The following is a 21,191-nucleotide window of genomic DNA, read 5'->3' on the forward strand; positions in this document are numbered from 1 at the left end:
CGCGCCGGGCCTCAGCCCTGCTGCGCCTTTTTCCAGTCGCGCTTGACCTTCTTGGCCAGCGACCATTTGTGCACCTCGGTCGGGCCGTCATAGATGCGGAAGGCGCGGATTTCGCGGAACACCTGTTCCACGATGGTATCGGCCGTCACGCCCTGCCCGCCCATCATCTGCACGCAGCGATCCGCCACCCGCATCAGCGCCTCGGACACCGCGACCTTGGCCATCGAGCTTTCGACCGTGCCCAGAACGCCGGTGTCCAGCACATCGGCGCACCAATAGGTCATCAGCTCGGCCTGTTTCAGGTCGATGAGGTTGTCGGCCAGCATGAAGCCGACGCCCTCGTGATCCACCAGCGGCTTGCCGAACGCCATGCGGCGGTTGGCATAATCGCCCGCGATCTCGTTGGCGCGCACACAGGCGCCCAGCCAGCGCATGCAATGCGACAGCCGCGCCGGCGACAGACGGATCTGCGCATAGCGGAAGCCCTCGCCGCTCTGGCCCAGCATCTGATCGGCCGGAACGCGCAGGTCCGTGATGGAAATCACCGCATGGCCGCCAGGCATCGAGCTGTCGATGGTGTCCATGACACGTTCGATGCGGATCGCCGGATTGGGCAGATCCACCAGGAACATGCACGCCCCTTCGTCGGACTTGGCCATGACAATGCCGACACCCGCGCCATCCGCCCCGGTGATATAGGTCTTGCGACCGTTGATCACCCAGTGGTTGCCATCAGGCCGGCAGGTGGTCAGCATCATCGACGGATCGGACCCGGCCCCGCCATCTTCGGCCGGCTCGGTCATGAAAAAGGCCGACCGCTTCTCGCCCGAAACCATCGGGGCAAGGAACCGCTTCTTCAGCTCGGGGCTGCCGACATGACCCAGCAGATACATGTTCCCCTCGTCCGGGGCGGCCGTGTTGCACGCCAGCGGGCCCAGCGGCGACAGGCCGCTGCGGATCAGCACCGCGGCGGTTTCGCGCTGGGTCAGGTGGCTGCCATCGGGCAGGATATGCGGCGTCAGCACACCGGCCGCGCGGGCCAGGCCGCGCAGCTCCTGCACCATCTCGTCCGTCGGGCCATGGCTGGTGCGGCGCGGGTCCTTTTCATAGGGCACGACCACCGTGCGCACGAACGCCTCGACCTTGTCCGCAAGATCGAGGGCGCGGGCGGAAATGCCCGCCCGTTCCAGAAGCACGCTCATTTCGGGGCCATGCGGATGGCGCCGTCCAGGCGGATGACTTCGCCGTTCAGCATCGGGTTGGCGACGATCGCCTGCACAAGGTTCGCATATTCCGCCGGATCGCCCAGACGCGAGGGGAACGGCACCTGACGGCCCAGGCTGTCCTGCGCGTCCTGCGGCAGGCTGGCCAGCAGCGGGGTCAGGAACAGGCCCGGCGCAATGGTCATCACGCGGATGCCATAGCGGGCGAATTCGCGCGCGATCGGCAGGGTCATGCCCACAACGCCCCCCTTGGAGGCCGCATAGGCCGGCTGGCCGATCTGCCCGTCGAACGCCGCGACCGAAGCGGTGTTGATGATGACGCCGCGTTCCTCGCCCACCGGGTCGGCGGTGTGCAGGGCGGCCGCGAACTTGGACAGCACGTTGAAGGTGCCGAACAGGTTCACGTTGACGATGTTGGTGAATTCCTTGAGCGGAATCGCCTTGCCGTCGCGGCCGATCACCTTGCCGGGCGGCCCGATGCCGGCGCAGTTGACCAGGATGCGCGCCTTGCCGTGCAGCCCTTCGGCCTCGGCGATGGCTTCCTCGACCGCCGTTTCGTCGGTGACGTTCACCTTGATGAACTTGCCGCCGATGGCCGCCGCATGCTGCGTGCCCAGCGTCTCGTTCATGTCAAAGATCGTGACCTTTGCCCCGGCCTTGGCCAGCATCTCGGCCGTCGCGCCACCAAGGCCCGAGGCCCCGCCCGTCACGATGGCTGCCTGTCCTGCGATCTGCATCTGTCGTCTCTCCTCCTTGGAAGTCGTTGAAATCAAATGGCGGGCGCGATCACGGATCGGCCCTGCCGCGCATCCCGTCGATCAGCACGGACACGGTCATCCGCGCGGTTTCCGCAGCCCCCACCGGGCCATCGGGCCGGAACCAGGTGCCCAGCCCGTTCAGCGCCGATCCGGCCGTAAAGGCGGCCACGCGCACATCTGGCACCGACAAGGATCCATCGGCCACACCTTCGGCGATCATCTGCCGCACCAGCCCGTCAATGTCACGCTTGAGCGCGCGAAAGCCCTTGCGGCTTTCCGGCGACAGCAGATGATCCTGGGTGCGCGCAACGCAGATCCCGAAATCATCCATCATGGTCATCGCATAGGCGATCAGCATGGCGCGCAGCCGGTCGGCCGCCGTGCCGCCCTGTTCGGCCGGCCTTCGGGCAGCCTCGGCAATCTCGTTCAGGCCGCGCCGGGTGCATTCGTACAGGATCTCGTCCTTGTTCGCGAAGTAATGGTAGATCGTCGGCTTGGTCACGTTCAGCGCCGCTGCCACATCATCCAGCGACGTGGCATGATACCCGCGTTCGTTGAAGAAACGCGCTGCCGTGCGCAGGACCGCCTCGCGCTTGGCCTCGCGTTCCTTTTCGCGCTCGTCAGGGCTGGACCAGGGCGAGGCCGCCCGGCGGGTCGTTCGCGGCATTGTGGCGTGGCCGGCATTACTGTTGCGTCCCGTCTATACTGGCAAGTATATTACCTACTCACAAGACCTTTCGTTGACGGAGCGCCGCATGTCCCTTGTCCTGACCGAATTCGACCCATCCAGCGGCATCGGCCGGCTGACCCTGAACCGACCCGAGGTGCTGAACGCCCTCGATGCCCCGACCGCGCGGGCCTTTCTGGCCGCCGTGCGCCAGCTGACCACGACGCCCGGCCTGCGTGTGATCGTGCTGACCGGCGCGGGCCGCGCCTTTGCCGCCGGCGGCGATGTGGCCAGCTTTCTTGCCAACGGGATCGAGGGCGCCCCGGCGGTCATCAACGAGCTGCTCGATGCGCTGAACCCCGCCATCGTCGCCCTGCGCCAGCATCCGGCGCCGGTCATCACCGCCGTGCGCGGTGCGGCGGCCGGGGCGGGCCTTGCGCTGGCGATTGCCGGAGACATGGTGATCGCCGAAGAACGCGCCCGCTTCGTGATCGCTTATGACAAGATCGGTGCCCCGCCGGATTGCGGGCTCAGCTGGTTCCTGCCCCGCCGCGTCGGGCGCGGGCTGGCCTTCGAGATGATGCTGACCAGCCGCACCCTGACCGCGCCCGAGGCGCTGGCCTGCCGCCTTGTGGACCGGGTGGAGCCCGAGGCCAGCTTTGACGCCGCCGTCAACGAGCTGGCAGCGCGCATCGCCAGCGGCCCGACCCTGGCCTATGGCCAGTTCAAGCGCCTGCTGGACAGCGACACCGACCTTGCCAGCCAGCTGGAGGCGGAACGCCTGGGCTTTGCCACCACGACCGCGACGGCCGATTTCGCCGAAGGCGTCGCCGCCTTTGTCGCCAAGCGCCCGGCGGTGTTCACAGGGCGCTAGGCCCGGCTGTCAGGCGGCAACAGGGGCGCGGGCGCCATATCCAAGCGTCAGCGCCCCGTCCGACGGCTCCAGCCGGGCCAGCCCCGGCCCGCGCAGCAAAGCCTCGCGCAGCAGTCCGAACTGGACCTGCGGCGGTGTCAGATCGTGTCGGGCGGCCGGATCGGTCAGCAGATCGAACGGCAGCCCCTCCAGCCGCAGGCGGCGCCCGGTGGCAGCAAAGGCCCACCCCTCGCCCCCAAGGGTCACGACGATAGAGCCACCCAATGGCAAGGCCGGTTCCAGGCACATCAGCGCCAGAAAGGCGCGCTGCACATCGGCCCGTGCATGATCGCCCGCCGCGCGCCAATCCACCGACAGCCGCCCCCCGGCGGTCCAGTCGGTCAGCAGCCCCGTGATCTCGGGCGAGCCCAGCCGCTGATCGGTGCTTGCAACGCCAAAGGCCACCCGCAGAAAGCGGATGCGCGCATTCGCACTGGCCACGCTTTGCGCGATCAGCGCGACTTCTGGCCGGTCGGCGGCGCCGTCCAGCATCAGCAATTCGACCCCGTTGCCGATTGCCCCCAGAGGGCTGATAAGGTCATGGCACAGGCGCGAGCCAAGCAGGGCTGCAAGGTCTGTCTGGTCGGTCATCACGCCCCTTTCGGCACAGGAGCCTCGAACATGCGAAGCCTGAACGACATGCTGGAACCCGGAATGCTGGTCCGCCACCCGCACCAGCCAGACTGGGGGCTGGGACAGGTGCAGTCGAACATCGCCGGTCGTGTCACCGTGAACTTCGAGAACGCTGGCAAGGTGGTTCTGATGTCGACCCATGTCATGCTGGAACTCGTGCACCGTTAAGTCATCGCAAGATAGCACCGCAAATCTCTTGCGCAACCTTGACGTGTTCAGGTTCGGGATTCAGTTGCAAAGTGGCCCGGCGTTGGTAAAAGCCGCTCACACCGCCGGAACCACCCGGCCCCGCCCGGACCCGCCTGCCGCGATGACCCCGACCGAGCCTGACTTCACCATCCGCCTTGCGCGCGACGACCGCGATCTGCGCGCAGCGCAGCGCCTGCGCTACAAGGTCTTTGTCGAGGAACTGGGGGGCAGCGGCCCGCTGGTCGATCATGCCGCCCGGCTGGAGGCGGACGAGTTCGACCCATGGTTCGACCATCTGCTGCTGATCGACACCCGGCGCGATGCGGCAGCGCTGGAGGATGTGGTCGGCGTCTATCGGCTGCTGACCAGTGACCGGGCCGCCAGGCTGGGGCGGTTCTATTCCGAAGGCGAATACGATCTGACCCCGCTGAAGGCGACGGGCCGCAAGCTGCTGGAACTGGGCCGGTCCTGCGTTCACCGCGACTATCGCGGCGGCACGGCGATGTTCCATCTGTGGAATGCACTGGCCGATTATGTGCTGGAGCGCGAGATCGAGATCCTGTTCGGCGTTGCCAGCTTTCACGGCACCGATACGGCACCGCTGCGCCAGCCGCTGGCCTATCTTTACCACAATCACCTGGCCCCTGCGGATATCCGCGTCAGCGCGCGCCCCGAACACCGGCAGGACATGAACCTGCTGCCCGCCGATCAGGTCGACCGCCGCGCGGCGATGGCGGCGACGCCGGCCCTGATAAAGGCCTATCTGCGGCTGGGCGGCTTTGTCGGTGATGGCGCCTGGATCGACCATGACTTCAACACCACCGATGTCTGTCTGCTGATGGACACCGGGCGCATGTCCGCCAAGCATCGCGACTTCTATGTGCGCAAGCAAGGAGCGCCGGGGTGACGACCTTCTGGCAGGGTGCGGCAGACGAACCCGATCCGCCGCAGATCGGCCCGATGGGCTGGCTGCGGGTCGTCGTGCGGGGGATGCTGCTGGGCGGCGTGACCTATGGCTGCCTTGTGCTGCTTTTGCTGCTGCGGCTGGTGGAACGGCCCTTGTTCGGCCTGCAACGCCCGCTGACCCCCTGGATCACCCAGTTCGTCTGCCGCACGGCCTTTGTGATCCTTGGGATCCGTTTTTCCACCCGCGGCACGCCCATGAAGGACCGCGGCGCCGTGGTCGCAAACCATGTCAGCTGGCTGGACATCTTCACCCTGAACGCCCCGCAGCGGATCTATTTCGTGTCGAAATCCGAAGTGGCGGGCTGGCCTGCCATCGGCTGGCTGGCCCGCGCCACCGGCACCGTGTTCATCCAGCGCAAGGGATCCGAGGCGCTGGCCCAGAAGAACCTGTTCGAGGCCCGCCTGCGCGCCGGGCACAAGCTGCTGTTCTTCCCCGAAGGCACCTCGACCGACGGGCTGCGGGTGCTGCCCTTCAAATCCACCCTGTTCGCCGCCTTCTTTGCCGACGGGCTGGACCAGATCCTGTCGGTGCAACCCGTCTCGCTGGTCTATACCGGCCCCGATGGTGAAGACCCCCGCTTTTACGGCTGGTGGGGCGAGATGGGCTTTGCCCCGCATCTGCTCAAGGTGCTGGCCGCGCGCCGGCAAGGCCGTGTCGAGGTGGTGTTCCACCCGCCCGTGCGCGTGGCAGACTTTCCCGACCGCAAATCGCTGTCGGCCCATTGCGAAGCCGCCGTCCGGTCCGCCTTTCGGGCCTGAGACCGCGCGCCGCGCCTGTCTGCTTCGGCCCTGCCGTTTTCGTGTCACCGGCTGAATTTTCCGGTCGAAATTTTGGGCATTTCACACAAGCCGCGCGATTCTGCAGCGCGGCGCTTGCTCCATGTCCGTCTCCTCCTTTCGATGGAGAACAGTCAGATCGCCGGACCAAATGGCGGCAACAGGGAGCGTTTGAAGACATGAACAAGGCAAGTATCGCGTTCGCCGCAATCGTCGCAGTCGCCACGCTGCCCGCTGCCGCGATGGCGCTGGACAAGGTCAGCTTCGGCACCAACTGGCTCGCTCAGGCCGAACATGGCGGCTATTATCAGGCCGTCGCGGATGGCACCTATGCAAAATACGGGCTGGAGGTCACGATCCGTCAGGGCGGCCCGCAGGGCGCCAACCGCTCGTTGCTGGTGGGCGGGCAGATCGACTTCTACATGGGCGGCACCGCCCTTGCGCTGGATGCGGTGCCCGCCGGCATTCCCACGCTGACGCTGGCGTCGATCTTCCAGAAGGATCCGCAAATCCTGATGGCGCATCCCGATCAGGGCTTCGACACCTTTGCCGATCTGGCCAAGGCGTCGAAATACATCCTGTCGAAGGATGGCTATACCTCTTACTTCCCGTGGATGCAGAAGGCCTATGAGGGCTTCGTCGATGAAAAATACGAACCCTACACCTTCAACCCTGCCCCGTTCATCGCCAACAAGACCGCGATCCAGCAAGGCTATCTGACCTCGGAACCCTTTGCGATCCAGCGCGAGACGGGCTGGGAGCCCAAGGTCTTCCTGCTGGCCGATGCGGGGTATGAGCCCTATTCGACCACCATCGAGGTGATGAAGCCCTGGTATGACAAGAACCCCGATGTGGCCAAACGCTTTGTCGAGGCAACGATCATCGGCTGGTACAATTATCTTTACGGCGACAATGCCGCCGCGAACGCGCTGATCAAGAAAGACAACCCCGAGATGACGGACGATCAGATCGTCTATGGCATCTCGAAGATGAAGGAATACGGCATCGTCATTTCCGGCGACGCCGAAGACAAGGGCATCGGCTGCATGACCGATGAGCGCTGGAAGACCTATTACGAATCGATGGTCGCGGTCGGCCGCTTTGCGCCCGGCATCGACTATACGCAGGCCTATACGACCGATCTGGTCTGCAAGGGGCTGGGCAAAGATCTGGTGAAATGACCTGCCGGGCCGGGCGGCGGTGCCGTCCGGCCCCCAAGGCCGGAAGTCGGAACGATGGATCTGAACGCCCCCTCCCCCGCCGATCTTGCGGCACGTCCTGTGGTGCGGATGCAGCACGTCACCAAGGTGTTTTCCAACGGCACGCTGGCGCTGTCGGACATGACGCTCGAGGTGCGGGCCGGCGAGTTCGTGTCGCTGCTGGGCCCTTCGGGCTGCGGCAAATCCACCGCGCTGCGCATCGTCGCGGGGCTGGGCGATACCACCACCGGCAGCATCGACTGGCCGTCCTCGCGCATCCGGCCGAACGGCCTGCCCGAAGATGACATCGGCTTCGTGTTTCAAGAACCGACTCTGATGCCGTGGGCCACCGTGTTTGCCAATGTCTGGCTGCCGCTCAAGCTCAAGGGTGTCAGCAAGCGCGATGCGCGCCCCCGGGTGATGGAGGTGCTGGACTCGGTCGGGCTGGCCGATTTCGCCACTGCCTATCCGCGCGAGCTGTCGGGCGGGATGAAGATGCGGGTTTCCATCGCCCGCGCGCTGGCCACGCAGCCCAAGCTGCTCTTGATGGACGAACCCTTTGCCGCGCTGGATGAGATCACCCGGCAAAAGCTGAACGACGACGTGCTGTGGCTGTGGCGTGAAACCGGGATCACGGTGATCTTCGTGACGCATTCGGTGTTCGAATCCGTCTATCTGTCGAACCGCATCGTGGTGATGAAGGCGCGTCCCGGTCAGGTCTTTCTGGACATGCCGCTGGAGGTCCTGACCAAGCGCGATGCCGATTACCGCCTGTCGGACGAATATGCCGCCAATACGCGCAAGGTCAGCCAGGCGCTGCAACAGGCGATCCAGAAGGGGGCCGAGGCATGACCGACCAGACGGCAAGCGCCCTTGGCACCGACGAGGCCACAGTGATCCCGCGCGCGCGCAGCTCGGGTATGGAAAAGCTGCTGCGCATCGCCATCCCCGTTTCCATGCTGGTGCTGGCGGTGCTGGCCTGGCACATCATCATCGTGGTGAACGAAATCCCCCGCTATATCCTGCCAACGCCGGTGGATGTGGCGAAGTCGCTGTATACCGACTGGCCGACGCTGTTCCCCGCCCTGCTGGTCACGCTGCGGATCACCTTTACCGCGCTGTTCCTGGCGGTTGTCGGGGGCGTGACCATCGCCATCATCCTGGTGCAAAGCCGCTGGATAGAACTGGCGCTGACCCCCTATGTCGTCATCTTGCAGGTCACGCCGATCATCGCGATCGCGCCCTTGCTGCTGATCTACACCTCGGCCAGCACGACGCTGCTGATCTGCGCCTTTCTGGTCGCCTTTTTCCCGATCCTGTCGAACATGGTCACCGGGCTGAAATCGGTCGATCACAACCTGCTGAACTTGTTCGAGCTTTACGGCACCTCGCGGTGGGAGACGCTGATCAACCTGAAACTGCCCGCCTCGATGCCCTATTTCCTGACCGGGCTGCGCATCGGGGGCGGGCTGGCGCTGATTGCGGCGGTGGTGGCCGAGTTCACGGCAGGAACCGCCGGGGCCGGGTCGGGGCTGGCGTTCCGGCTGCTGGAATCGGGCTTCCGGCTGAACATACCGCGCCTGTTTGCCTGTCTCGTGCTGCTCTCGGCCACCGGGGTCGCGATGTTCGGGCTGACCTCGTTCATTTCGTGGTTCATCCTGCACCGCTGGCACGAAAGCGCCTTGAAGCGGGAGAATTGAATGTTCAACGGCATCTTTACCCTTCGCAACGTCTCGGTCCCGGCGTCGGCCCTTGGCCGGGTCGATGGCAGCGTTGCGCGCCATGACATCTCGGTCACGGACGGGATCATCACGGCCATCGGCCCGGCCACGACCGGTGCGGGCGATCTGGGCGGGCGGCTGGTGCTGCCCTGCTTCACCGACATTCACACCCATCTGGACAAGGGCCATATCTGGCCGCGCAAGGAAAACCCCGACGGGACGTGGACAGGCGCCTTGCAGGCGGTGCTGTCCGACCGAACCGGACGGTGGGTGGCCGACGATGTGGCGCGGCGGATGGATTTCTCGCTGCGCTGCGCCTGGGCGCATGGCACGGCGGCGATCCGCACCCATCTCGATTCCAACCCGCCGCAGCACGATATCAGCTTTGCCGTGTTCGAAGAGATGCGCGCCCGCTGGGCCGGGCGGATCGAGCTGCAGGCGGTGGCCCTGTTCGGCCCCGATGTCATGCAGGACCGGGCCGCGCTGAATGCCGTCGCTGCCCGCGCCAAGGCGGCCGGCGGGTTGCTGGGCGGATCGCTTGCGGTGTTCGAACAGTCGAAACAGGCCATGCTGGCGCTGGTCGAGACGGCGGGCAATCACGGGCTGGATCTGGATCTGCACACCGATGAAACCGGCGATCCTGGCGCCCATGCCCTGCGGCACCTGGCCGAGGCGGTGCTGGAAACCGGCTACACCGGCCGGGTGATGGCCGGGCATTGCTGCGTGCTGACAGTGCAGGATGGCGAAACCGTCGCCCGCACCATCGACACGGCGGCGCGGGCGGGCATCGCCGTCGTCTCGCTGCCGATGTGCAACATCTACCTGCAGGACCGCGCGCCGGGCCGCACCCCGATCCGCCGCGGCGCCACGCTGCTGCAGGAAATGAAGGCCGCCGGCATGACCGTCGCCGTTGCCTCGGACAACACGCGCGACCCGTTCTATGCCTATGGCGATCTGGACGGGATCGAGGTGCTGCGCGAATCCGTGCGCATCCTGCATCTGGACCACCCGCAGGACATGGCCTGGGACTGGCTGCGCGCCATCACCTCGGCCCCGGCCGCCCATGGCGGCTTTGCCCATACCGGCACGCTGCGGGTGGGCGGGCCGGCCGACATGATCGTGACCCGCGCGCGCAGCTGGACGGAACTGATGTCGCGCCCGCAGACCGACCGCGTGGTGATCCGCGCCGGGCAGCAGATCGACACCACGCCCCCCGATTACGCCGAACTTGACGACCTGATGGGGGCGGGCGCCCCCGAATGAAAAGGCACTGACGATGGACATCAAGGGTTTTCGCGCCGCACTGGGCGATATTCCGGTGATCGACGACCCAAAGGCCGTGCAACTGCGCAGCCGCGATTATTACTGGTATTCCCCGATCCTGAAACGCCAGCTGGATCACGTGACGGCCGATCTTGTCGTCTCGCCCCGCACCCAGGACGAGGTGGCCGAGGTTCTGGCCGCCGCGTTTCACCACAAGGTGCCGCTGACGCCGCGCGGGGCGGGCACCGGCAATTATGGCCAGGCGATGCCGCTGTCGGGCGGGGCGCTGCTGGATCTGATGTCGCTGAACCGCGTGCTGCACCTGCAATCCGACCGCGTGCGGGCCGAGGCCGGGATCCGGCTGGAACGGCTGGACCGCCATCTGCGCGCCGAGGTGGGATCCGAGCTGCGGTTCTTTCCGTCCACGAACAAACTCGCCTCGCTGGGCGGGTTCATCGCGGGCGGATCGGGCGGGGTGGGGTCGGTGCGTTGGGGCGGCCTGAGGAACATCGGCAACATCCTTGGCCTCAAGGTCATCACCTGCGAGGCATCGCCGCGCGTTCTGGAACTGGAAGGCGCCGACATCCTGAAAGTCGCCCATGCCTATGGCACCAACGGCGTCATCGTCGAGGCGGAAATGCCGCTGGCCCCGGCCTATGACTGGGTGGACATGATCGTCGGCTTTGACGATTTTCTTGATGCCTGCCGGTTTGCCCAGGTGGTGGCGCAACAAGATGGTCTGCTGGTCAAGGAGGTGGCGCCAGTCGCCGCCCCGGTCCCGACGCAGTATTTCACCCATCACAAGCCCTGGCTCAAGGATGGGCAGTCGGTCGTGCTGCTGATGGTGGCGCCCGTCGCCGTGCCCTCGGTCGAGGTGCTGATCGCCCACCATGGCGGCGATCTGCGCCTGCGCTATGACAAGCTGGACGAGGCAGAGCGCAAGGGCCTGCCCCCGGTCTATGAACTTGCCTGGAACCACACCACGCTGCGCGCGATCAAGATCGACCCCACGATCACCTATCTTCAGACGCAGTATCCCACCTTCGAGCATCTGGAAAAGATGTGGCGGATGCTGGGCGATGAAATGCCGATGCATCTGGAAATGGGCCGCTTCGATGGCACCGTGGTGTTTTCCGGCCTGCCGCTGGTGCGCTTTACCACCGAGGAACGGCTGGAAGAGATCATGCGCCTGCATGAGGAAAACGGCTGCCTGGTCTTCAACCCGCACCGCTATACGCTGGAAGAAGGCGGGATGAAGAAATCCGATCAGGTGCAACTGGCCTTCAAGAAAGAGGCCGACCCGTCGGGTATCCTGAACCCCGGCAAGATGATCGCCTGGGACGATCCCGATTTCGATTTCGACGCGGGGCATGTCTACACCTTTGCCGGGCTCGACAATGTGGGGCGGCGGTAAGATGCGCGTTCATGTCGTCCATGCCCATCCGGTTGAAAGCAGTTTCAACCGCGCGCTGTTTCATACCGTTACCGAAACGCTGGCGGCTGCGGGGCACGAGGTTGATGCGCTGAACCTTTACGACGACGGGTTCGATGCTGTCCTGAGCCGCGAGGAACGGCTGAACTACCACGAGATTCCGGGCAACCTGACCCCGGCCGTTGCCCCCTATGTGGACCGGCTGCGCCAGGCCGAGGGGATCGTCTATGTGTTCCCGATCTGGAACTATGGCTTTCCCGCGATCCTCAAGGGCTATTTCGACCGGGTCTTCCTTCCGGGCGTCAGTTTCAGGATGTCCGAGGGCGGCGATCGGGGCAGGCTGGAACCTGCGCTGACCAATATCCGCAAGGCGGCCTATGTGACGACCTATGGCGGGACGTGGTTTCGCACCATGCTGATGGGCGATCCGCCCCGCAAGGTGGCGACGCGCTGGGGCTGGGCCACCTATCGCACGCCCAAGGCGCCGGAGTATCTGGCGCTTTACGATATGAACAACCAGTCGCCGGAAAAGCTGGCAGCCTTCAGCGACCGGGTGAAACGATCCATGCAGCGGTTCTAGCGCGGATCTGAAACGGGCGGCCGGCGCGCCTGGCCCCGGCCCGGGATGGGTATTTGGAAAAAGGCAAAAGCTGCGGGGCAAGGCGCGGGGCCAGGGCCGATGCCGCAGGGAGTGGTCCGCCCCAGAACCCCCGCCCCCTTCACCCTTTCGACTTGACCCAAATATCCTCGGGGTGAATTGGCGCGGCACGCGCCAAGAGGGGCAGACAGCCCCTCTTTCGCAACATCGGCCCGAGAAGACGACGCCCATGGCAGCCGAACCCGGCCGGCCCCATGGGCATGGCGGGGCGGACCCGCCCCTGCCCCGGATCGTTCAGGCCGTGCCGAACTTGGCCTTGACATCCTTCTTGTGCATCAGGAACTCGGCATCGCTGCGCGAGATCAGCGTGTAGAACATCGGCACGACGAACAGGGTGAAGAAGGTGCCGATGATCAGCCCGGTAAAGATCACGAGCCCCATCGCCTGACGCGCCGCAGCCCCCGCGCCTTCGGCGATGATCAGCGGCACCACTGCCAGCGCCATGGCCGCCGTGGTCATCAGGATCGGCCGAAGCCGCGTCTTGGCGGCGGCGACGATGGCCTGCCGGCGCGACATGGCGTGATCCTCGCGCTGCTGGTTGGCGAATTCCACCATCAGGATGCCGTGCTTGGTGATCAGCCCGATCAGCGTGATCAGCCCCACCTGGGTATAGATGTTCAGCGTGCTGGCCCCGACATAAAGCGGCAGCAACGCGCCGAAGATCGACAGCGGCACCGACATCATGATGATGAACGGATCGCGGAAGCTTTCGAACTGCGCGGCGAGCACCAGATAGATCACGATCAGCGCCGCACCAAAGGCCAGAAGGATGGTGTTGCCCTCGGACTTTTCCAGCCGCGACTGGCCGGAATAGTCGATGAAGAACCCGTCGGGCAGCACCTCGGCCGCGATCCGGTCCAGTTCTGCGAGCGCAACGCCAGTGGACAGGCCGGGCATCGGCATCGCCGACAGCGTGGCCGAGTTCAGCTGGTTGAACTGTTCGATCGCCGCCGCCGCCACGCCGGGATTGAGCGACACTACCGACAACAGCGGCACCATTTCCCCCGAGCGCGAGCGCACGAAGAATTCGGACAGCTTTTCCGGGTTGTCGCGCCATTCCTGCGGCACCTGGGTGATGACGTCATAGCTGTTGGAATCGCGGTCGAACTGGGCGATGGCCGCCCCCCCGACCAACAGGCCCAGCGTATTGCCGATTTCAGCGACCGACACGCCCAGCTGCGCCGCGCGGTCGCGGTCGATGGTCACCCGCACTTGCGGGGCATCAAAGGCCAGGCTGTTCTGCACCACGATGAACATGCCGCTGGCCATGGCCTTGGCCTTGATCTCGTCGGCAATCTCGACCACGCGTTCGGGGGCGTGGATCGACTGGATCACCATGGAAATCGGCAGCCCGCCCCCGGCACCAGGCAGCGAGGGCGGCGCAAAGACATAGCCTTGCAGCCCAGGCGCGCCGTCCAGAATGCTCTGAATCTCGGTCTGGATTTCCTTTTGGCTGCGGTCGCGTTCCGACCAGTCCTTCAGCGGCCAGATGTAAAAGCCGGTGTTGGTCGCCCCGCCCATGCCGGCCACCGAGAACGAGGTCTGCACCTCGGGGATGTCGGCGGTGCGGCGGGCGATCTCGCGGGTAAAAGTGTCGGTATAGTCCAGCGTTGCATAGCGCGGCCCGTTCAGGATGGCGAACAGACCGCCGCTGTCCTCCTCGGGCGCCAGCTCGGACGAGGTGTTCACGAACATGAACCCGGTCGCCCCAAGCAGCGAGACCACCATCAGCAATGTCACCGGCCGGTAATCCAGCGACGAGGAGACGCGCCGCTCATACCAGTTCGCGACGCCGTTGAGCGTGCGGTCCACGATGCGCTGGAACCGCCCCGGCGCACCATGGCTGAGCAGGCGCGCCGACATTGTGGGCGTGATGACCAGCGCGACGACGCCCGAAATGATCACCGACCCGGCCAGGGTCAGCGCGAATTCGGTGAACAGCGACCCGGTCAGTCCGCCGGTAAAGGCCAGCGGTGCCAGCACGGCGGCCAACGTGATGGTCATGGCGATCACCGGGCCGGTGATTTCCTTCATCCCGATGATGGCGGCGCGGGCGGGGGACTGGCCTTCGTCGATGTGGCGGTGAATGTTTTCCACCACCACGATGGCATCGTCCACCACAAGCCCGATGGCCAGCACCATGGCCAGCAGGGTCAGCAGGTTGATCGAATAGCCCAGCGCCAGCATGATCGCACAGACGCCGACCAGCGACAGCGGGATCGTCACGATGGGCATGATGACCGACCGGAACGAGCCCAGGAACAACAGGATCACGACGACCACGATGGCCACGGCCTCGGCGATGGTCTTGAACACCTCGTTGATCGAGGCGCCGATGGTTTCGGTGGAATCGTAGACCAGCGTGATCGACATGCCTTGTGGCAGCGTCTCGTTCAGCCGGGGCAGCTCGTTCAGCACATTCGCCGCCACGTCCAGCTGGTTTTCGCCCGGCGCGGGCACGATGCCGATGAAGATCCCCGGCTTGCCACCGAAGGTCACGATGGCATCCTGCGCGCCCGAGGCCAGTTCGATCCGCGCAACATCCTTGAGCCGGACAACCCCGTTCGCTCCCTGCGCCAACGGCAGGGCGCCAAAGGCCTCGGGCGATTGCACGGTGGATTCCAGTGTCAGGTTGTAGACGAAATAGTCGTTTTCCGTCTTGCCCGGCGCCGACAGGAAGTTCGATGACCGGATCGCCGCCAGCACCTCCGAGGCCGTGACCCCGCGCGCCGACAGTTGCAGCGGATCCAGCCAGATCCGCATCGCATATTCGGCCGCGCCCATGATTTCCATCTGGGCGACGCCGTCGATATTGGTCACGCGCGGGCTGACCACCCGTTCCAGGTATTCGGTCAGCTGCTCGGGCGTCATGTTGGGGTTCTGGACCGCCAGATACATCAGCGCAAAGGTCATCCCGGTGCCCTTGACGATCACCGGATCCTCGGCATCGGCAGGCAGCTTGCCGCGCACCTGCTGGACCTTGGACATCACCTCGGTCAGCGCGATGTCGGGGTCTGCCCCCAGCTTCATCTGCACGGTCACCACCGAGGCCGAGGGCCGCGACTGGCTGGAGACGTAATCGACATTCTCGGTCGTCGCCACCGCCGCCGCGATGGGCGAGGTCACGAAACCCTGGATCAGTTCGGGCGCCGCGCCGGGATAGACCGTGGTGACGGTGATCACCGTCTCCTCGACTTCCGGGTATTGCCGGACCGGCAGGTTGACCGCCGCAGCCAGCCCCAGGAACAGGATCAGCGCGGCAACGACCGTCGACAGGACGGGGCGGCGGATGAAGATTTCCGAGAAATGCATCGCGCGCCCCTAGTTGCCGGTCTTGTCGTCGAGTTTAACCGAATCGTCGATCCGCACCCGCGCGCCCGAGGTCAGGCGGTTCTGGCCCGAGGTGACGATGCGGTCCCCGGCCTCCAGCCCCTTCACCACCTCGATCCGCGTGCCCGAGCGGCGGCCAAGGGTGACGAACACCTGTTCGACCTTCAGCTCATCGGCCTGTTCGCCGTTGCGGATCACATAGATCGAATCGCCATACAGCGACGAGCTGACCGCCGTCTGTGCCACCGCGATCACGCCTGCCTCGTCGGGCAGGATGATCCTCACGCGCAGGAACTGGCCCGGCACCAGCGCGCCGTTGGGGTTTTCCACCTCGGCCCGGACCGAGACAAGGCGCGAATTCGGATCGACGCGCGGCTCGATACCGATGATGCTGCCCTCGGCGCTGAAGCCGCCGACCTCGGAGGCGACAGAAACCTTGCCGCCCAGCGCCAGCTTGCCGATCTGCTGTTCCGGGACCGAGAAATCCACCCGCATCCGCGACAGATCCTGCAAGGTCGCATAGATCGTGCCGGGGGTCACATACTGGCCGATCTCGACCCGCGGAATCCCGATCACGCCAGCAAAGGGGGCGGACAGTTTCTTGGCGTCCAGCGCGGTCTGCACCTGCGCCATCTGGGCGCGGGCGCTTTCGACCTGCGCCGTCGCGCTTTCGACCGTGCTTGCCGCCCCGACACCGCGTTCCGACAAGGTGCGCGCGCGGTTCGCCTCGGCCTCGGCCACGGTCAGTGCGGCCTGAGCGGCCACCAGCGAGGCGCGCTCGCTGTCGTCGTCGATCTGCAGCAGGACCTGACCTTCGGTGACCTTGTCGTTGGCCTTGAACTTGACCTCGCGCACCAGGCCGCCGGATTCGATCGCCAGATCGACACCGCGCGCCGAAAGCGAAGTGCCGACCGCGTCGATCCCCGGCGTCCAGGTCAGCGGCTCGACCAGCTCGGTGGTCACGGGGACCGGCGCAGGCGTCATGCCCGACAGGAATTGCGCGATCATCTGCTCGCGGAAGAACTTGAACCAGACGATCCCCCCGACGACCAGCCCCAGCAAAATAATGGCGATGAACAGCCGTTTGAACATGGGGCACTCCTGCAAGTCGTTGATGGCAAAGGGTCACGCAGACCTGCGTTAACTGGGCCGACAGGTCGGCTTAGTCAACTGCGAGACTCGACTTTACCCCAGAGTGACCAAACGTCAAAGACCCCGGCGCCAGAAGCGCCGGGGTATCGGATCGCCTGCCCGGCAAGGCTCAGGTGCGGAACACCCGGTAGATCGCCGGAATGACCAGCACCGTCAGCAGCGTCGAGCTGAGCAGCCCGAACAGCAGCGAAATCGCCAGCCCCTGAAAGATCGGATCCGCCAGGATCACCACCGCCCCGATCATCGCCGCCACCGCCGTCAGGAAGATCGGCTTGAACCGGATGGTGCCCGCGCGGATCAGGCTTTCGACCGTCACATCGCCCTCGCCCCGGATGAAATCGACCAGCAGGATCGAGTTGCGCACGATGATCCCTGCCAGCGCGATGAACCCGATCATCGATGTGGCCGAGAACGGCGCGCCGAACAGCCAGTGCCCGACCATGATGCCCAGGAAGGTCAGCGGAACCGGCGTCAGCACCACCAGCGGCAGCCGGAACGAGCCGAACTGTGCGACGACCAGAATGTAGATCCCCAGCAGCGCCACGGCAAAGGCGGCCCCCATGTCGCGGAAGGTGACCCAGGTCACTTCCCATTCGCCATCCCACAGCAGGGTCAGCTTGCTTTCATCATCGGGCTGGCCATGCAGGGCAATCTGGGGTGCGCCATCGACGCCGTTCAGCGCCTCGCCCACCGCCAGCATTCCGTAAAGCGGCGCTTCGAAGGCCCCGGCAAGTTCGGCCTGCACCATCTCGGCCGCGCGGCCATTGTGGCGGAAGATCGGATACGAGGCCCGTTCTTCGGACAGCGTGACCACATCGCCCAGCTCGACCACACCGCGCGCACCGGGCAGGGTGTTGGCCGGGATCGGCGTTGTCAGCATCCGCTCGTCCAGCACCCGCTCGCCCTTGGGCCGCTGGATCATCAGCGGGATCGGATAGCGCCCGTCGCCGCGATGCGAATAGCCGACCGTCTGGCCCGCGTTCAGCAGGGCGATGGTGTCGAACACATCCGATTCCTGCACCCCGTAGAATTCCAGATCATCGCTGGAAATCCGCGCGCGGATGCGCGGCGCCTGGGTGCCATAGCTGTTGTCCACATCGACGATATAGGGCACCGAGCGGAATGCGGCCTCGACCTGCGCGGCGGCCGCACGGCGGCTTTCGGGATCGGGGCCATAGATTTCCGCCAGCAGCGTGGCAATGACCGGCGGACCCGGCGGGGGTTCCACCACCTTGAGGCTGGATCCTTCGGGCACCTTCACCGCCTGAATCCGCTGGCGAATGTCCAGCGCGATGGCGTGGCTGGTGCGGTCCCGCTCGCCCTTGGGGGTCAGGTTGATGGCCACTTCGCCCAGCTGCGGTTCCTCGCGCAGATAGGTGTGGCGGACCAGACCGTTGAAGTTGAACGGCGCCGAGGTCGCGGCATGGGTCTGGACCGAGGTCACCTCGAGCAGATCCAGCACGATGGCGGCCACGTCCTGCGCCACGCGGTCGGTGGTTTCGGTCGCCGCGCCTTCGGGCAGGTCGATCATCACCGCCAGTTCGGACTTGTTGTCAAAGGGCAGCAGCTTGACCGTCACATCCTTGGTATACAGCGCCCCCAGCGAGCCAAAGGACAGCACGACCGTCACCGCGATGAACAGCCAGCTGCGCGCCTTGCTGCGCAGGACGGGCCGCGCGATGGCCTGATAGGCGCGTTCCATGATGCCGTTGGAATGGCCATGCGCATCGCCATGCCCGCCCAACGGGGCCTTGCCCGCCACCTTCACCATCAGCCAGGGCGTGATGATGACAGCGACGAAGAACGAAAAGATCATCGCCGCGCTGGCATTGGCCGGAATGGGCGACATGTAGGGGCCCATCAGCCCCGAAACAAACAGCATGGGCAGCAGCGCCGCCACCACGGTCAGCGTGGCGACGATGGTGGGGTTGCCCACCTCGGCCACCGCGTCCACTGCCGCCTCGGCGCGGCCGCGCCCGTCGCGCATGGCCCAGTGGCGGGCGATGTTTTCGATCACCACGATGGCATCGTCGACCAGGATCCCGATGGAAAAGATCAGCGCGAACAGCGACACCCGGTTCAGCGTGTAGCCCATGACCCAGGCGGCAAACAGCGTCAGCAGGATCGTCACCGGAATGACGATGGCCACCACGATGCTTTCACGCCAGCCGATCGCCAGCAGCACCAGCGCGATGATGGATACCGTTGCAAGGCCCAGGTGGAACAGCAGCTCGTTGGCCTTTTCGTTGGCCGTCTCGCCATAGTCGCGGGTGATGGTCACCCGCACGCTGTCCGGGATCATCTGGCCTTCCAGCGACTCGATCCGGTGCAGCGCGGCTTCGGCCACCACAACGGCATTGGCCCCCGCCCGCTTGGCCACCGCCAGCGTAACCGCCGGGCTGCGGTGAATGGTGCCGTCCGCGTCCTTGACCAGATGCGAGACGATACGCTCGCCCGTATCGCCGACAAAGCTGATGTCGGCCACATCGGCCACATAGACCGGGCGCCCGTCGCGGGCGGTCAGCAGCAGGTTGGCGATTTCGGCCGGGGCGGTCAGCGTCTCGCCCGCCACCAGATCGACGGCCGCGCCCTGATGGCGCAGCTTGCCAGCGTTGAAGGTGCGGTTGGCCTGCTGCACCTTGCCGACCAGCTGTTGCAGCGTGATGCCATACAGCGCCAGCCGGTCCGGATCAGGGGCGATGCGGATCGCCTCGGTCGTGTCGCCGACCAGATAGGTCAGGCCGACGTTTTCGGTCTTGGCGACCTCGGCCTGCACGGCACGGGCGATGCGGGTCAGATCGTTGCCGGCCAGATCCTGCCCCGGCGCGGCCGAAAAGGTGACCGACAGGATCGCCACATCGTCGATGCCGCGCCCCACGACCAGCGGTTCGGGAATGCCGACCGGGATACGGTCCAGATTGGCGCGCAGCTTGTCATGCACGCGCAAGATGGCGTCTTCGGGCTTGGTGCCCACCTCGAACCGCGCCATGACCAGAACGCCATCGTCGCGGGTGTTGGAATAGACATGTTCGACGCCGTTGATGCCCTTGACCAGCACCTCCAGCGGCTCTGTCACCAGCTTGACGGCGTCTTCGGCCTTCAGCCCCTGCGCCTGGACATGGATGTCCACCATGGGAACCGAGATCTGCGGCTCTTCCTCGCGCGGCAGCGCCCCCAGCGCCACAAGGCCCGCCGCCAGCGCCGCCAGAATGAACAGCGGCGTCAGGGACGAGGCGATGAATGCCTTGGTCAGCCGGCCGGCAAGGCCCAGACCGGAATGGCGTGCGTCACTCATGGCCCGCCCCTTTGAGCTGCGAGGCATCCGACAGGATCGCATCGCCCGCCTTCAGGCCCGAAAGCACCTCGATCCGGCCGCCCTCGGCCTCGGTCTCGCGCAGGCCCGGAACGATGGCGCGCAGCACGGCGCCCCGATCCCCTTGCACGGCCACGAAATCCAGCCCGCCGCGGGTGACAATCGCGCTGGCAGGCACCATCAGCGCCTGACGTTCCGCCACCGGCAGACGCACAAGGATGCGGGCATCCTCGAACCTGTCGGACAGGCCAGGCACCTCGACATCGGCAATGACGCGGCCATTTTCGATCAGCGGATACAGGCGGACCAGCCGCCCTTCGGCCGGGCCATCGGTGCCTTCGATGCGGATCGGATCGCCCTCGTTCAGCCGTGCGGCATGGCGTTCCGGCAGCGCAAGGCGCAAGAAGATCCCGCCGCCCGACACGGTGGCGACCGTCTCACCCGGCATGATGACCGCACCTGCGGCCACCGGCACCGTCAGCACGCGGCCAGCAGCCGGGGCCAGAACCTGCCCCTCGGTCTGGCTTTGCACGATGACTTCGGCCTGAGCTTCCAGCGCGGTGATCTGGCCGGCCAGCACATCGACCTGCGTGCGCAGCGCGTCCAGTCGCTGGGCGGTGGTCACGCCCTGTTTCAGCAGCTCTTCGCCCCGGCGCAGTTCGGCCTGGGCATTGGCCAGCTGGGCCGCCGCCGAATCGCGCTGCGCTCGCAAGGCCGACAGCTGGAAGCCCAGCTTTTCATCGACGACCCGGGCCAGCGGCTGGCCCATGGTGACGACATCGCCTTCGGTGACCAGCAGTTCGGTCAGCGTGCCACCGATCCGGGCGCGGGCGGGCAGGCGGTCCTTGGCCTCGACGCGGCCATAGACAGCTTTCCATTCGGTGACGTCGACAGGGGAAAGGGTGACGGTTTGCGCCGTGGCGGCGCCGGTCAGCGCGAGCACGCACAGCAGGGGGGCAATAAGGCGGGGCATGACGAATCCTCCGTGAGTTGGCAC

Annotated in this window: 18 protein-coding genes; 10 read left to right on the forward strand and 8 right to left on the reverse strand. The window is 65.7% G+C overall.

What is annotated here, in order from left to right:
• Positions 1-11 precede the first annotated feature (11 nt).
• From G481_RS0120760 to G481_RS0120770, 3 genes are read right to left on the reverse strand one after another with little or no spacing between them, the layout of a single operon-like run.
• Positions 12-1,202: an acyl-CoA dehydrogenase family protein gene (locus tag G481_RS0120760; protein ID WP_035026880.1), complete on the reverse strand. Its 1,191-nt coding sequence runs from the start codon at positions 1,200-1,202 to the stop codon at positions 12-14.
• Positions 1,199-1,960: an SDR family NAD(P)-dependent oxidoreductase gene (locus G481_RS0120765; RefSeq protein WP_028031709.1), complete on the reverse strand. Its 762-nt coding sequence runs from the start codon at positions 1,958-1,960 to the stop codon at positions 1,199-1,201. Before G481_RS0120765 ends, G481_RS0120760 begins: the two co-directional genes overlap by 4 nt.
• A 49-nt stretch (positions 1,961-2,009) precedes the next feature.
• The gene (locus G481_RS0120770) at positions 2,010-2,648 is read right to left on the reverse strand and encodes a TetR/AcrR family transcriptional regulator (RefSeq protein ID WP_028031710.1); all 639 of its coding nucleotides are present in this window, start codon (positions 2,646-2,648) and stop codon (positions 2,010-2,012) included.
• An 88-nt stretch (positions 2,649-2,736) separates the two neighbouring features.
• Between G481_RS0120770 and G481_RS0120775 the strand changes: the two genes are divergently transcribed.
• On the forward strand, positions 2,737-3,522 hold the full coding sequence (locus G481_RS0120775) for an enoyl-CoA hydratase/isomerase family protein (protein ID WP_211235243.1): 786 nt from the start codon (positions 2,737-2,739) through the stop codon (positions 3,520-3,522).
• 9 nt (positions 3,523-3,531) lie between these two features.
• Here the strand turns inward: G481_RS0120775 and G481_RS24785 are convergent, their stop codons facing one another.
• A complete protein-coding gene (locus G481_RS24785) occupies positions 3,532-4,152 on the reverse strand; it encodes a histidine phosphotransferase family protein (RefSeq protein ID WP_035026882.1) in 621 nt (206 codons plus the stop codon).
• A gap of 30 nt (positions 4,153-4,182) precedes the next feature.
• Between G481_RS24785 and G481_RS0120785 the strand changes: the two genes are divergently transcribed.
• The 9 genes from G481_RS0120785 (at position 4,183) to G481_RS0120825 (ending at position 12,321) form a co-directional block, all read left to right on the forward strand.
• A complete protein-coding gene (locus G481_RS0120785) occupies positions 4,183-4,362 on the forward strand; it encodes a DUF3553 domain-containing protein (RefSeq protein WP_028031712.1) in 180 nt (59 codons plus the stop codon).
• A gap of 142 nt (positions 4,363-4,504) precedes the next feature.
• Entirely contained in the window at positions 4,505-5,290 is a 786-nt protein-coding gene (olsB, locus tag G481_RS0120790; protein WP_028031713.1) for an L-ornithine N(alpha)-acyltransferase, read from the forward strand.
• Positions 5,287-6,108, forward strand: coding sequence for a lyso-ornithine lipid O-acyltransferase (gene olsA / locus G481_RS0120795; RefSeq protein WP_028031714.1), 822 nt, complete (start codon positions 5,287-5,289; stop codon positions 6,106-6,108). The genes olsB and olsA overlap by 4 nt, the downstream gene beginning before the upstream one ends.
• A 197-nt stretch (positions 6,109-6,305) precedes the next feature.
• Positions 6,306-7,307: an ABC transporter substrate-binding protein gene (locus G481_RS0120800; protein ID WP_028031715.1), complete on the forward strand. Its 1,002-nt coding sequence runs from the start codon at positions 6,306-6,308 to the stop codon at positions 7,305-7,307.
• A gap of 54 nt (positions 7,308-7,361) precedes the next feature.
• Entirely contained in the window at positions 7,362-8,177 is an 816-nt protein-coding gene (locus G481_RS0120805) for an ABC transporter ATP-binding protein (protein WP_035026884.1), read from the forward strand.
• On the forward strand, positions 8,174-9,025 hold the full coding sequence (locus tag G481_RS0120810) for an ABC transporter permease (protein WP_028031717.1): 852 nt from the start codon (positions 8,174-8,176) through the stop codon (positions 9,023-9,025). The genes G481_RS0120805 and G481_RS0120810 overlap by 4 nt, the downstream gene beginning before the upstream one ends.
• On the forward strand, positions 9,026-10,309 hold the full coding sequence (locus tag G481_RS0120815; RefSeq protein WP_028031718.1) for a cytosine deaminase: 1,284 nt from the start codon (positions 9,026-9,028) through the stop codon (positions 10,307-10,309).
• A gap of 13 nt (positions 10,310-10,322) precedes the next feature.
• Positions 10,323-11,723, forward strand: a complete 1,401-nt coding sequence (locus G481_RS0120820) for an FAD-binding oxidoreductase (protein ID WP_051294682.1) — start codon at positions 10,323-10,325, stop codon at positions 11,721-11,723.
• 1 nt (position 11,724) lies between these two features.
• On the forward strand, positions 11,725-12,321 hold the full coding sequence (locus G481_RS0120825; protein WP_028031720.1) for an NAD(P)H-dependent oxidoreductase: 597 nt from the start codon (positions 11,725-11,727) through the stop codon (positions 12,319-12,321).
• Positions 12,322-12,633: 312 nt separating this feature from the next.
• On the opposite strand, the gene G481_RS0120830 is transcribed toward G481_RS0120825, so the two are convergent.
• From G481_RS0120830 to G481_RS0120845, 4 genes are all read right to left on the reverse strand, one after another.
• The gene (locus tag G481_RS0120830; RefSeq protein WP_028031721.1) at positions 12,634-15,711 is read right to left on the reverse strand and encodes an efflux RND transporter permease subunit; all 3,078 of its coding nucleotides are present in this window, start codon (positions 15,709-15,711) and stop codon (positions 12,634-12,636) included.
• 9 nt (positions 15,712-15,720) lie between these two features.
• Positions 15,721-16,821 carry an efflux RND transporter periplasmic adaptor subunit gene (locus tag G481_RS0120835; protein ID WP_028031722.1) on the reverse strand — a complete coding sequence of 367 codons (1,101 nt, stop codon included), beginning with the start codon at positions 16,819-16,821 and terminating at the stop codon, positions 15,721-15,723.
• Between the two features lie 169 nt (positions 16,822-16,990).
• A complete protein-coding gene (locus G481_RS0120840) occupies positions 16,991-20,176 on the reverse strand; it encodes an efflux RND transporter permease subunit (protein WP_028031723.1) in 3,186 nt (1,061 codons plus the stop codon).
• Positions 20,169-21,167 (reverse strand): efflux RND transporter periplasmic adaptor subunit, encoded by a 999-nt coding sequence (locus G481_RS0120845; protein WP_028031724.1) that lies wholly within the window; start codon positions 21,165-21,167, stop codon positions 20,169-20,171. Before G481_RS0120845 ends, G481_RS0120840 begins: the two co-directional genes overlap by 8 nt.
• Positions 21,168-21,191: the final 24 nt, after the last annotated feature.

The organism is Gemmobacter nectariphilus DSM 15620 (assembly GCF_000429765.1).
GTDB lineage: Bacteria > Pseudomonadota > Alphaproteobacteria > Rhodobacterales > Rhodobacteraceae > Wagnerdoeblera > Wagnerdoeblera nectariphila.

Coding starts and splice junctions, on each gene's coding strand:
- G481_RS0120830 (WP_028031721.1), bottom strand. CDS start 15,711: ATGCATTTCTCGGAAATCTTCATCCGCCGCCCCGTCCTGTCGACGGTC.
- G481_RS24785 (WP_035026882.1), bottom strand. CDS start 4,152: ATGACCGACCAGACAGACCTTGCAGCCCTGCTTGGCTCGCGCCTGTGC.
- G481_RS0120785 (WP_028031712.1), top strand. CDS start 4,183: ATGCGAAGCCTGAACGACATGCTGGAACCCGGAATGCTGGTCCGCCAC.
- G481_RS0120835 (WP_028031722.1), bottom strand. CDS start 16,821: ATGTTCAAACGGCTGTTCATCGCCATTATTTTGCTGGGGCTGGTCGTC.
- G481_RS0120805 (WP_035026884.1), top strand. CDS start 7,362: ATGGATCTGAACGCCCCCTCCCCCGCCGATCTTGCGGCACGTCCTGTG.
- olsB (WP_028031713.1), top strand. CDS start 4,505: ATGACCCCGACCGAGCCTGACTTCACCATCCGCCTTGCGCGCGACGAC.
- G481_RS0120825 (WP_028031720.1), top strand. CDS start 11,725: ATGCGCGTTCATGTCGTCCATGCCCATCCGGTTGAAAGCAGTTTCAAC.
- G481_RS0120760 (WP_035026880.1), bottom strand. CDS start 1,202: ATGAGCGTGCTTCTGGAACGGGCGGGCATTTCCGCCCGCGCCCTCGAT.
- G481_RS0120775 (WP_211235243.1), top strand. CDS start 2,737: ATGTCCCTTGTCCTGACCGAATTCGACCCATCCAGCGGCATCGGCCGG.
- G481_RS0120800 (WP_028031715.1), top strand. CDS start 6,306: ATGAACAAGGCAAGTATCGCGTTCGCCGCAATCGTCGCAGTCGCCACG.
- G481_RS0120770 (WP_028031710.1), bottom strand. CDS start 2,648: ATGCCGCGAACGACCCGCCGGGCGGCCTCGCCCTGGTCCAGCCCTGAC.
- G481_RS0120810 (WP_028031717.1), top strand. CDS start 8,174: ATGACCGACCAGACGGCAAGCGCCCTTGGCACCGACGAGGCCACAGTG.
- G481_RS0120820 (WP_051294682.1), top strand. CDS start 10,323: ATGGACATCAAGGGTTTTCGCGCCGCACTGGGCGATATTCCGGTGATC.
- G481_RS0120765 (WP_028031709.1), bottom strand. CDS start 1,960: ATGCAGATCGCAGGACAGGCAGCCATCGTGACGGGCGGGGCCTCGGGC.
- G481_RS0120845 (WP_028031724.1), bottom strand. CDS start 21,167: ATGCCCCGCCTTATTGCCCCCCTGCTGTGCGTGCTCGCGCTGACCGGC.
- G481_RS0120815 (WP_028031718.1), top strand. CDS start 9,026: ATGTTCAACGGCATCTTTACCCTTCGCAACGTCTCGGTCCCGGCGTCG.
- G481_RS0120840 (WP_028031723.1), bottom strand. CDS start 20,176: ATGAGTGACGCACGCCATTCCGGTCTGGGCCTTGCCGGCCGGCTGACC.